The sequence below is a fragment of the Halobacillus litoralis genome (assembly GCF_020524025.1).
Taxonomy (GTDB): domain Bacteria; phylum Bacillota; class Bacilli; order Bacillales; family Halobacillaceae; genus Halobacillus; species Halobacillus litoralis_D.
Map to the genome: position 1 here is coordinate 286,266 of NZ_JAIVKN010000001.1, position 12,452 is coordinate 298,717.

The following is a 12,452-nucleotide window of genomic DNA, read 5'->3' on the forward strand; positions in this document are numbered from 1 at the left end:
GGCATGGGAAAAGAGAAATATAATCAACCTGAATCAGATATTATGACACATGGTCAGAATCCTTATGAGATTGTGAAAGGGTTATTAAAGGAATCAGTAGGAACGCTTGGGTTAAACGAAAATATCTATCACCTGATCAAAAAGCCGATGCGTGTGTTTGAAGTGTCGATCCCTGTTCGTATGGATGACGGGACCATTAAAAATTTTACGGGTTTTCGCTCCCAGCATATTGATATTTTAGGTCCGACAAAAGGAGGCATTCGTTTTCATCCTGATGTAAATCTTGATGAAGTGAAAGCCTTGTCGATTTGGATGTCGTTAAAAGCAGCTATCGTTGATCTTCCTTTTGGTGGAGGGAAAGGGGGAGTCATTGTAGATCCAGAGCAGTTATCAGAAAGAGAATTAGAAATGCTGAGTCGGAACTACATTAAGAAGATCACCCCGATCATCGGCCCTCAAAAAGATATCCCGGCCCCGGATGTGAACACAAATCCAAAAGTGATGGGATGGATGATTGATGAATTTGATCAACTTCGCGGCTATAATATTCCAGGGATGTTAACGGGTAAACCGGTGGTCCTGGGAGGTTCACTCGGACGGCTGGAAGCGACTGGCCGGGGCGTGGCGTTTACCATACGTGAAGCCTGTAAAGTTCTTGACATCGAGCTGGAGGGAGCTACGGCCGCTATCCAGGGGTTTGGCAATGTTGGTAGTATGACAGCGAAATTCCTCCATGAATTAGGTGTGAAAATTGTGGCTGTTACAGATGCAGAGGGTGGAATTTATAAAGAAGGCGGTTTAGATATTCCGGACCTTCTTGAGTTTGTAAAAGATAAAAAGCGTTATGCTTCTGAATACCCTGAGGCTGAAGAGATTACGAATGAAAAAATGTTTGGTCTTCCCGTTGATATTCTCGTTCCAGCTGCTGTGGAAAATCAGGTGACTAAAGATACAGCTCCTACTATTCAGGCTAAAATTCTTGCCGAAGCGGCAAATGGACCGACAACGCCTGAGGGGGATCAGATTCTTGAAGAGAAAGGAATCTTCGTTATCCCTGATATTCTTTGTAATGCAGGTGGAGTGACCGTATCGTATTTTGAATGGGTGCAGAACAATATGAACTACTATTGGAAAGAAGCCGAAATCAACGAGAAACTCGAAGAGAAAATGCTGTACGGTTTTGAAAATGTTATCCAAATGCGCGAAGAGAAACAGTGCCGTATGCGGGATGCAGCCTATATGGTGGGTATCAAACACTTAGTCAAAGCTATGGATGCACGAGGCTGGATCAGCGAAAAGGATCATTCCAGCTGACAACAAGGGTTCTATTACCTTATAGGTAAGGGTAGAAAGGGCATATCTTACTTATTTAATAATAAGCGGTTCACATAGAGAGCGGAGTTTCTTCATAAGAAGCTCTGCTTTTTTATGCGATAAAAAACGGATGGGGGACAAAAGCAGAACGCGTGTCTGAACATATAGAAGAGGACGCTAAGATGTCTGAAAGAAATGTATGGTAAACTACTAGAAAACTAGAACATTTAAAGAAAGGCAGGAGAAACGAATGAATGGGGAAGAAATCCGAAATATTTATTGTGTCGGGAGAAACTATCAAAAACACGCGGTTGAATTAGGAAACGATGTCCCGAAGTCTCCTTTAATTTTCACCAAACCCACACACGCGATACATAGTACAGAAGGAGACCTGGCTCTCCCATTTGATTTAGGCAGCATCCATTATGAAGTGGAATTGGTCGTTCAATTAAAAAAAGCCTATCAGCCAGATCTGTCATTGGAAGAACTGATTTCTGGTTTTGCCATAGGCATTGACTTTACTGCGCGTGATCTACAATCAAAATTAAAAGAAAAAGGCCACCCATGGACGAAGGCGAAAGGATTCAAAGGGGCCGCTGTTGTGAGCTCTTTTCTTCCTTTTCCGGGGGGAGAGGGTTTTCAAAAGCTTCAATTTACTCTTTACAAAAATGGAGAGACTGTACAATCCGGCTCTCCTTCTTCGATGATTTTTCCCTTGCGTGAGCTGGTGGATGATATTGGAGGCGGGCTCGGACTTGGCGAAGGGGATGTAATTTATACCGGTACCCCTGAAGGAGTAGGGCCTGCGAATGTGGGCGATGTGTTTACCTTTGAAATCTTCAATCCGGAAACAAATGATACTCACTCATTTGGTCCATTACGTATTCAAGAATAAAAAGGAGAAGCTCATAAAGCGGGCTTCTCTTTTTGTTATTCTTTATTGATAAGAATCCAGGTTCAGACCAAAAAACTTCATTTCGGTCATATCTTCAACCGCGTATTTCACACCTTCTCTGCCGATACCACTTTGTTTTACCCCGCCATATGGATGATTGTCCTGGCGGTACGTGGATATTTCATTAATCCAAACGCCGCCCATCTCGAGCTTGTCGGCTACACGAAACGCTTTGTTGATATCTTTTGTGAACACACCTGCCTGAAGGCCGTAGATGGAATCATTCGCAGCTTTGACTGCTTCTTCTTCTGTATCAAAAGGAATGACAGAGACGATTGGTGCAAACACTTCCTCTGCAATGACCTTCATGTTGCTCTTCACGTCGGTCATGATCGTAGGGGTGAGAAGTGTCCCGTTCTGTTCCCCGCCTGTATGGACCTTTGCGCCATGAATGACGGCATCATCAATCCAGCTTTTGGCGCGTTCGGCTGCTTCTTCATTAATCATCGGGCCGAAATCCGTGGCCTCATCCATCGGGTCTCCAATGACCAGCTCTTCTGTTCTTTTCTTAAAATCATCTAGAAAACGGTCATAGATTGAGCGGTGGACGTAAAGGCGCTGAGCTGAAATACAGACCTGTCCGGAGAAAGCGAATGCTCCTTTTACCAAGGAAGGCACAGCTTGTTCTAAATCAGCATCTTCAAACAAAAGGTTGGGGGAATTGGATCCTAATTCAAGCGTTACTTTTTTAAAGCCGGCATTCTCACGTATGATACGACCGACGCCGAGGCTGCCTGTAAAGGTAACTTTATGGATTTTTTCATGTTTTACCAAGGGATCTCCAAGTTCTTCTCCCAACCCTAACACAAGGTTCAGCCCTCCAACGGGAAGGCCGGCTTCGTGGAACAGCTTAACGAGCATATAAGCAGAAACAGGCGTTTTCTCAGCTGGTTTTAGAACAATGGTATTACCTGCTGCGATAGCTGGTGCGATTTTGTGTAGAGACAGATTCAACGGAAAGTTAAAGGGTGTGATCGCTGCTACGACTCCTACAGGGACTCGTTTTGTAAATCCGAATCGATTTTCTCCGCCGATGGCTGCATCCATCGGAATCACTTCGCCGCTGATTTGCTTTGCGTACTCTGATGCGAAGCGGATGACCTGCATCGATCTTTTCACTTCTGCCCGACTGAACTGGATCGGTTTACCGGCCTCTTTTGTGATAATTTGTGCGAAATCTTCCAGCCGATCCTCCAGGAGTTCGGCTGCTTTAAGCAAAATATCTGCCCGTTTATGGGCGGGCATCGTTTTCATTGTATGGTGGAAGGTTTCGTAGCTGTTGTCGATCGCAGCATTTAATTCATTTTCGTCTGCTAACTGGACTTCCGCCACACGTTCTTGATTGTGAGGGTTATACACCATCAAGGTTTCTTCCCGGTTGTCAATGGACTCAGCTCCATTAATGATGGATGCGATTTTCATGGATTCACCTCATTCACATGTGATGTTGTTTAATTTTTGGGTCAGCTTCATGTTCTCGTCATAATCGACAGGACAGTCAATTAAGACCGGTTTGTTCATCTTGATTGCTTCTGTTAACGCTTGTTTCAGGTCAGCGGCTTTGTTAACTTGAATCGCTTCTAAGCCAAAAGATTTGGCCATCTGGATAAAATCAGGATTGCCAAATCGAATGTTCGAAGGGCGTTCAAATTTCTTCATCTGATGCCATTCAATAAGACCGTATCCATCGTCCCGCCATAATAAAATGACAATAGCCAGGTTGAGACGGACGGCTGTTTCCATTTCCGCCCCTGTCATAAGAAATGACCCATCTCCGCAGACAGCCACAACGTTACGGGCAGGATAAGCCATTTTTGCGGCAATGGCTCCTGGAACCGCAACCCCCATAGAAGCAAGTCCATTTGAAATTAAGCATGTGTTTGGCTGGGCTGTATGATACATACGTGCCATCCACATTTTGTGAGCTCCTACATCAGAAATCGCGATATCGTCATCTTTCAGAACATCACGCAGATCAGCAATAATTTTTTGTGGTTTTACAGGGTGGGCTGTGTCGTCTTTATAAGACTCTCCTTCATCGAGCACTTTCTTTCTAATCTCCAGTGCCCAAGTCAGATCGCGTTTTTGTTCCGGTACAGCAGATACAAGGTGCTTCAAGTTCTCTTTAATATCCCCTAAAACGTTTAATAAGACAGGATAGTGGGAGTCAATTTCTGCTTCTTCTGAATCAATATGCAGAATTGGGATGATTCCTGATGGATTCCAGTTCTCAGGTGGTGTTTCCGCCATGTCAAAACCAATAGCAATAATTAAGTCCGCCTTTTGAAATCCACAGGTAATGTAATCTTTGCCGCTTAAACCGGCTGTTAAAAGGCTGAGCTCATGTTTCCATGACAGTGCTCCTTTGCCCATGAATGTATGCACGACTGGAATATTGGCCTTTTCCGCCAGCTGCCTGAGTTCATCAGAGGCTTTGGATCTTGTAATGCCATTTCCAGCTAAGATAAGCGGGTGAGTCGCTTCAGAGATGATTTTGACCGTTTCTTGAATGATCCTCTCATCTGCCTGCGGAAGCGCATGATCCGTAATAGGAAGCGGGGCACCATAGACTTCCATACTGGCTACATCTTCAGGCAGATCGATATGGGTTGCGCCCGGCTTCTCCTGAATGGCCAATTGATAGGCTTTTCGTACAACTTCAGGGACAATTTCTCCGGTTTTTATTTGTGCGTTCCATTTGGTTACCGGTTCGTAAATGTCGACAAGATCGTAATACTGGTGGGATACTTTGTGCTGTCGATTCAGTCCGGCCTGACCTGTGATCGCAATCAATGGACAGTGATCCATATTCGCATTGGCAACGCCTGTTAAAAGATTCGTTGCTCCAGGTCCTAAGGTGGCTAAGCAGACACCCGGCTTTCCAGTCAGCCTTCCGTAAGTTCCTGCCATAAACGCTGCGCTTGTTTCATGGCGGGTGGTAATGAATTCAATAGATGAATCTAAAATAGCGTCCATGACATCAATGTTCTCTTCACCAGGAACACCAAAGATATATTCGACGCCTTCATTCTCTAAACACTTAATTAACAACTGGGCCACATTCATGATCGAACCTCCTACAGCTTCATTGTTTGTTATTTTGTGTAAAGGGGCGCTATCTTATGAAGGAAAAACTGATGGTGGATAATCGTTCCATTGCTGGATTCGCAAAAAAGCTATTAAAATGGATGGCAGTATTGCATTAGAAAGGTGTTAGAAATGAGACGTTTGATTCAAAAATTAAGATCAGAAGAACGTTTGTTTTTTATTGTTTTTATAGGTGTTATCCTGCTGCTCATCAGTGGTGGTATCCTGACAGGGGAATCACTGGTGTCAGGTCAGCGGATCATTCTGACTGCTGTTGGTCTTCTTATATATCTTTGCTGCTTCCTCGGGGTGAACCCCATTGGAAAAGGGATGGCTTTAACTCTGCTTCCCATGGTTTTAACCTTTCTTTTTCATGAGATGCTGGCGTTCGTCCCTCAGGATAGTTATGATCGATGGCTCTCTCCCGATACAGCAAGAGGGGCAGGTCCTGTTTCCATTTTCTTTTTCTTATCTCTCAGGGTGGTCTTGAAAGTGTTTCGTGTTCAACCTTATTTATTAGAACTGACCAAACAGAAAGAAGAGGAAAATGCATCACGGTGAGAGCAGGAAAGGAAGAAGGAATTATTTGAAGGGAAAAGGATCACTGATTATATCCTTGATGCTGCTTGTTTTATCATTGGTTTTATACTTAGTCAGCGGTGAAAAGTTCAGCGTCCTGGGATACGGTCTTCTTTTTACGGGTTTTGCTTCGGTTACTTATCTGGAGTATTTTAGCCGGGGAAAATCAAGAAGGAAAGGTGTAGTTTTGTCGGTCATGACCGTTGGTTTTACAGTTTCGCTTTATACCCTTATGACAGAGGTGTTTCTTTATTTGATTGATGGCCGTATTCGAGCAGCTCTGGCACTGCTCCTCCACCATGTGATATCCAGAGCACTTTGAGGAGAACAATGGATTCCAAGGGTTAGGAATAGAAGAAACAATCGTCATACTATTCATTGATGGTTTATAAAAAGGAAACCCCTGCTGCGAAAGGTTCGCAGCAGGGGTTTTTTGAAGATTATTTGATTCGATCGTCACGTTCCTCATCCGGGATAAGCGGACATGTCGGACAGCATTTCTCTTTATTGGCATTATGCAGCATATATTTCATACAGCAGTGTCTGCGCACGTAGGTTTCTTTTCCGTTATCGGCTTTGTAATAACGAAATTTAAAGTGAAGAGGGTTGCGGCGGTTTTCCTGGAACAGCTCATGCGAGGTGAACCAGTGAAAAACCTTTTCCAGTCGTTCCTGATCTACATCTGTCTGGGCAAGCGCACATTTCCGCTGATGTAGATTATGAGATACGATGGAGCGCATATGTGTTGCCTTACACTTTGAAACACGTGCAACTGTCTGGAACAATGGCTGGAGGTGAAGTGTGATGAATGTGTAAATCTGCTCCTTCACCTTTTCATCGGGCAGATCTGTTGCCTTATGGACATGCTCTTCTTTTATAATATAGTTCATGGCATTCTTTTCTTTTAATTCAATGCCGATCTTTTCTGGGTGGGTTTCGATGACAAGGTCGTGTTTAACAAGGGATTCAAACAAACCCATCGTTAAAACAGAGTACATTTTGCCAAATAAAAGCCCGGCAATAGTCAGATTCGGAGCATCCAGCTGACGCATTTGTGTTTCAAGCAGTTCCCGCGTCGAATATTTATTGTCAATCAAGTCCGCGACCTCATAGGATATGCGGTCCTGATATTCAGAACCAATATAAAGTTTATGATCGTTTTGTATTTGTTCAAATGTAGTGTTCATACCAATGACTCCCACATTTAGATTTTGTAAATGATAACTGTTATCAAGTATAAAATATTTTCCCCAATTCAACAACACCAACGAGCATAATAAGCAGGTGAGTGGGAATAGGATTAGGGAATGAAGGTTCGATTACTCCCTGCTTTGTTAGGGAATAGGAGACTATACATATATGCACAGGCGTCCAATGAGGTGAAACGTATGAAAGAATTAAATTCAATCAGCTTCTATGATAATTATGAGATGTATTTAAAAGAGCATCTCCATTTACTGAAAAAGGCGGAGACCGTCATTCTGCATCAGTTGGTTCAGGCGGTGGTCCGTGAACGGGTGATCGAATGGGAGTGGTCGAAAGGCAAAAGGGAAATCGTTCTCCGCCCCGGCACGGAAGAAACGATTCGTGTCCCTGTTGGCAGGATGTATCTACTGGGTCACATAGACATTCAGGGAGACATCCTATGGGTGGATCGTAAACAAAGATCTCAGATTATTTCAGAACCGGCAGACTTTCTTACTGCTGTCTATCCGCCTGGTTCAAGAAATTCGTACCAGTCTGCGTTCTTGAAAGAAATCGTTAATAGTGTTCATAACTATGCTCTTGCCCTGATGGCTGTAGAGAAGCGGGTCCCTGCGCTTAAAGCAGAAGCAGGAAAGACAAATGATGTATGGTCCTACGTGAAGATGAAGAAAGAAGCCGATAGAGCATTTAGTCCGCTTACCTTTTTTGAACAGTGGGTTATTCAGGGACATACGATTCATCCATGTGCAAGAACAAGACTTGGTCTGAGTCCAAAAGAAGTGTTCCGGTATGCACCTGAATGGGAGGGTCAGCCGGATGTCATTCCACTTGCTGTACATAAAGAAGTTTACCAACGGACATCTATGGATAACCGAACGTTAAAATCTATTTTATTTAAGGAATATCCTGAGCTTGAAGCGTCTTTTCAGCTGGTATTACAAAATCGGGGCCTGGATGAGGATGATTACGACATCATCCCAGTACACCCTTGGCAGTTTCAGCATACTGTACAGACAAAATATGAAGAAGAATTAAAAAGAGGAACGATTATTCCTATTGAAGGAAGTTTCATTAAGATGGCAGCACTCATTTCATTCCGCACGCTTGCTCCATTAAAAGATACTCAGAAGCACCATATAAAAACAGCTGTAAACATCCAGATGACCAGCGCTGTCCGTACGGTTTCTGCCGCGTCAACGAAAAATGGACCGACGTTATCGAAGTTGTTCCAAAGGATTATTTCCAATGATGCCAACCTTGCTTCAAAGTTAACGATGATGAGCGAAGCAGCCGGCATTCATTACGAGCCAAAGGAATTTGTACCTGAAGAAGAACGTCACTTTTTGCAGAAGAATGTAGCCGCAATTATTCGGGAAAATCCGGAGCGGAACCTGGGAGTAGATGAAATCGCAGTTCCGGCAGCTGTCTTAGTGGCAGATTCTCCTCTTACGGGAAAGCTCATTTCCCAGGAAATGATGGAAGTACAGCCGGATGGATCACCGGAATTGTTCATTAGGCAGTATGCTGAGGCGCTTTTACCAGGTATGTTGATGCTTATATCGAAATATGGAATCAGCATGGAAGCTCATCTGCAGAATTGTGTCGTTATTTTCCGCAATGGCCGTCCGGAGCGTGTGGTTTTGAGAGATAACGGCGGCATCCGTATTTTAAACGAACGATTAGACCGATTTTTTGAATCCCAGCCTATTGATCCTAGTACCAACCTTTTGACAGATGATCATGAAGAGCTTCTGGCTGTTTTTTCTCACGCAGTGCTTCACAATCATTTGGGAGAAATTATCGTATCCCTGTCAAGGCGGCTGAACTTAGATGAAGAGACGTTATGGGCGGAAGTTCAGGCCGTGATTCGGGAATTTTATGACAACTTAATAGAAGAAAAAGATTACGTGAAAGAAGCTGAAAGAGATGTTTCCACTTTATTCACAAACCATTTAAAGATGAAATCTCTTGTCCGTATGCGCTTGTCCGATCAGTATACGGATAATCAGTATGTCACGACACCAAATCCGTTTGTAGATCAAAAGGGGGTCCATTACCCGTGATGTTTTCAGCAGCAGGAAAAATCAGAAAAGACTTTCCAACTCCTGTAGTCGAGGAAGAAAAATGCCTCCAATTCTTACAAGAGCACCATCCATCATTAGTTCCAGTTTTTTTAAGACAAAAAGAAAAAGGCCGTACAGGCATTTTGTGCAAATTGGCGGACTCCGTACTGCGGGAGAATATTGAAGGGATGTATGATGAAGCAGAAGATGTTCAGATGAGAGGAGGCGTGATATGGGTTGATGGGAAACACCTTTCTACGGAGCCCATTCATCAAACATTATCTGCCATACCACTAGACGAAAACTTGACGTATAAGCTTATACACAGGGATGGATATGCCCTGTTGTTTGCAATAAGAAGTGAGTATGCTTTTCGAATGGTAGAGACAACTGGTGAGATTCTTTATATCGATCATCGGGATAGTCAGGGGGTTTCTTCAGCAGCTGAGCTTGTTGAACTGCTTTTCCATGATCGTAATTTTCCTAATTTCTTTCCCTTCATTCATGAGTTGAATAATGGAACATCCAATTTAACGCTTGCTTATCTCTTTGATGAGATATGGAAAGAGGAGGTTAAGCAGGATGGGCGTCGTCTTGAGGCAGACTCGCTCCTGGAGTACTTAGAAAAGAAACAGAAGGAAAATGGGGTGTTTTCTCCCAGCTTATTTTTTGAGCAGCTTGTTGTTGAGGGGCACCACCTTCACCCTGGAGCGAAAACGAAGCTTGATTTGTCTTATGAGGATGTGTTTCGGTATTCACCGGAATTCCATCAATCCTATTCGCTCCGGTTTGTGGCGGTGAGACGAGAATGCATAGCGGTTACGGATGCTTCTATAGACATTTATTACAGAAGTCAAAGGGATGCCGCTCACCAGGAATTGCTTCAATATGGCCTTGATCCAGAACAATTTTATATTCTTCCTGCTCATCCGTGGCAGTTTGAAAATGCGATTCCGTCCATTTATCAACAAGAAATTCAAGCGGGTGAGGTCGTCCTTCTTCACGAACCCCGGATGGAAGTTGAAGCTACTTCCTCGTTCCGTACCGTTGCCCCGGTTCAGGATGGTCCGGTATTAAAGCTTGCGGTAAATAGTCAGATGACTTCCACCGTTCGTTCCATTTCTAGTCAGACCGCTTTAAATTCAACCGTTTTTACATCTTTGATTCAATCGGTTATGGAGCGTGAGAACAAACTGAAGGGGTTTGTACCACTTAACGAACTGGGGGGTGCAGCTTTCCGGTCAAGTGATGATTTGAAAAGCCGGAATTTAACGATGCTCCTGCGTGAGGATATTGATGATGTTCTGGAGGAAGGGGAGATTGCAGTGGCCGGCATGGCTTTATATGCTGGATCTCCTTATAGTGATCAGACGGTTTTAAAAGATTTTCTCGATCATTATGCCCGGGAAGAGAAGAGAAAACCGGACGCGGCAGCGGGAGATTTTTTCCAAGAGTATATTGAAACGGTGCTTCCGGGTTATCTTACTCTCATGGTGAAGTATGGCATTGCTCTTGAAGGACATTTGCAAAACAGCATTCCTGTATTCAGAAACGGTCGGATCTCCCGCTTCTTTTTCAGGGATTGGGGTGGCGCGCGTATTTATACAGACCGGCTCAGAAAGCAGCGTTTATCCCCTGTATTTGCTCCGGATTCTGTCAGTGTAACCAATAAGCGCTCTGAGATGCACAATAAATTGTATTATACGGTGTTTCAAAACCATCTTGGTGAGATGATTCGTCAGCTCGTCCAATATTCCGGAAAAGCGGAAGAGGTTTTTTGGGAGCAGGTGAAAAAGCTGACGAACAAGTTACTGGATACATTAGCGCTGGATGAAGAGATTACCGATCAGGTGGAAGAGGACCGTGAATTTTTATATCAGTCCACAGTGATGCATAAATCATTGACGAAGATGCGCTTGACCGGCAGTAAGAGCTATGGCTACAGCGAGGTGCCAAATCCATTGGCAGGAGAGAAAGCAGCGGAGGAATAAGTAATGACAATCGAACAATATATCGAAACCACAATGAAAGAAAGCAGTGACCCTGTCTGTGCCTATGTCTATGACCTTAACCAATTACGACGACATGCAGAGACGCTTAAACAGAGTCTTCCATCTTTCTGCCGTCTTTTCTATGCGGTGAAAGCAAACCCGGATCAGCGCGTATTAGAAACGCTTGGCCCGATAGTAGATGGCTTTGAAGCGGCATCAGAAGGAGAAATAAGGAAAGCTGGAAGAATCGGAAGTCATTCGATCCTTTTTGGAGCACCAGGAAAGAAGGACCGCGAAATCGAGGCGGCTATCCGTAAGGAAGTAGAGTATATCAATATCGAGAGCTTCCATGACCTTAACCGGGTGAATGAGATCGCTGGAAATATGGGTGCGGTTCTTCCTGTTTTAATCCGTGTAAACCTGCGGAAAGATGTACCTGAAAGCCATCATATGATGGCTGGTACACCGACGCAGTTCGGAGTAGATGAGGAGGATCTTCCTCTTTTAATCCAGACAGCAGAAAAACGAAAAAACCTTGTTATTCATGGTTTTCACTTCCATGCCATGTCGAATAATCTGGATGCAGAGAAGCACATGAAGTTTATACAAACCTGTGTGGAAAAAACAAAAGCATGGCGTGAGAAGTATAATCTGGAAGTTAAAGTTGTTGACGTCGGCGGTGGTGTAGGTATTAATTACTGGAACCCCTCAGAGCCTTTTAATTGGGAAGAGCTGGCTGCAGGAATCACAAACTTTGAAGCGGAAATGGATGGGCTGAAGCTGATTCTTGAACTGGGAAGGTTTATGACGGCTGGCTGTGGTTCTTATGTAACAGAGGTGTTGGACGTGAAAACAAATCATCAGCGCCCTTTTGCCTTGATCCGTGGTGGATCGCATCACCTTCGTCTGCCGGCAGCCTGGAAAATGAGTCATCCTTTCCGGATACATAAAATAGAAGGCTGGCGTTATTCCTTTGAGCGTCCGGGGGTTCGTCAGAGAGCTGTTACGATTGCCGGTGAATTGTGTACCCCAAATGATGTTCTTGTACGTGAGCAGCCTGTGGAAGAATTGAGAGCGGGGGATGTCATTATTTTTGAATATGCGGGGGCTTATGCATGGACGATCTCACACCATGAATTCTTAAGTCATCCACATCCTGATATGGTCTATATCGATCGATCGTAAGTATAACAACGTGTCTGCCTGAGAACATCGGGCAGGCACTTTTTTCTTTCTTTGATTAAGGACCATGATAAA

The 12,452-nt window shown here is 44.0% G+C and carries 10 protein-coding genes; 7 read left to right on the top strand and 3 right to left on the bottom strand.

What is annotated here, in order from left to right:
• Positions 1-3 precede the first annotated feature (3 nt).
• Both LC036_RS01575 and LC036_RS01580 read left to right on the top strand, forming a co-directional pair.
• The gene (locus LC036_RS01575) at positions 4-1,314 is read left to right on the top strand and encodes a Glu/Leu/Phe/Val dehydrogenase (protein WP_319004421.1); all 1,311 of its coding nucleotides are present in this window, start codon (positions 4-6) and stop codon (positions 1,312-1,314) included.
• A 250-nt stretch (positions 1,315-1,564) separates the two neighbouring features.
• Positions 1,565-2,209: a fumarylacetoacetate hydrolase family protein gene (locus LC036_RS01580; protein WP_226577270.1), complete on the top strand. Its 645-nt coding sequence runs from the start codon at positions 1,565-1,567 to the stop codon at positions 2,207-2,209.
• Between the two features lie 42 nt (positions 2,210-2,251).
• Here the strand turns inward: LC036_RS01580 and LC036_RS01585 are convergent, their stop codons facing one another.
• Positions 2,252-3,691, bottom strand: coding sequence for an aldehyde dehydrogenase family protein (locus tag LC036_RS01585; RefSeq protein WP_226577273.1), 1,440 nt, complete (start codon positions 3,689-3,691; stop codon positions 2,252-2,254).
• A gap of 9 nt (positions 3,692-3,700) precedes the next feature.
• Positions 3,701-5,335, bottom strand: a complete 1,635-nt coding sequence (locus LC036_RS01590) for an acetolactate synthase large subunit (RefSeq protein WP_226577276.1) — start codon at positions 5,333-5,335, stop codon at positions 3,701-3,703.
• A gap of 153 nt (positions 5,336-5,488) precedes the next feature.
• Between LC036_RS01590 and LC036_RS01595 the strand changes: the two genes are divergently transcribed.
• The gene (locus LC036_RS01595; protein WP_226577279.1) at positions 5,489-5,917 is read left to right on the top strand and encodes a hypothetical protein; all 429 of its coding nucleotides are present in this window, start codon (positions 5,489-5,491) and stop codon (positions 5,915-5,917) included.
• 25 nt (positions 5,918-5,942) lie between these two features.
• On the top strand, positions 5,943-6,257 hold the full coding sequence (locus tag LC036_RS01600) for a hypothetical protein (RefSeq protein ID WP_226577282.1): 315 nt from the start codon (positions 5,943-5,945) through the stop codon (positions 6,255-6,257).
• Between the two features lie 118 nt (positions 6,258-6,375).
• On the opposite strand, the gene LC036_RS01605 is transcribed toward LC036_RS01600, so the two are convergent.
• On the bottom strand, positions 6,376-7,122 hold the full coding sequence (locus LC036_RS01605; RefSeq protein WP_226577285.1) for an IucA/IucC family C-terminal-domain containing protein: 747 nt from the start codon (positions 7,120-7,122) through the stop codon (positions 6,376-6,378).
• Between the two features lie 201 nt (positions 7,123-7,323).
• Here LC036_RS01605 and LC036_RS01610 point away from each other — a divergent pair, with 201 nt between their 5' ends.
• Genes LC036_RS01610 through LC036_RS01620 form a run of 3 tightly spaced genes read left to right on the top strand, consistent with a single transcriptional unit; the run spans position 7,324 to position 12,380 of the window.
• Positions 7,324-9,204 (top strand): IucA/IucC family protein, encoded by a 1,881-nt coding sequence (locus LC036_RS01610; RefSeq protein ID WP_226577288.1) that lies wholly within the window; start codon positions 7,324-7,326, stop codon positions 9,202-9,204.
• The gene (locus LC036_RS01615; RefSeq protein WP_226579940.1) at positions 9,204-11,195 is read left to right on the top strand and encodes an IucA/IucC family protein; all 1,992 of its coding nucleotides are present in this window, start codon (positions 9,204-9,206) and stop codon (positions 11,193-11,195) included. Before LC036_RS01610 ends, LC036_RS01615 begins: the two co-directional genes overlap by 1 nt.
• A 3-nt stretch (positions 11,196-11,198) precedes the next feature.
• Complete coding sequence (locus tag LC036_RS01620; RefSeq protein WP_226577291.1) at positions 11,199-12,380, top strand: type III PLP-dependent enzyme; 1,182 nt, start codon at positions 11,199-11,201, stop codon at positions 12,378-12,380.
• The last annotated feature ends 72 nt before the right edge of the window (positions 12,381-12,452 follow it).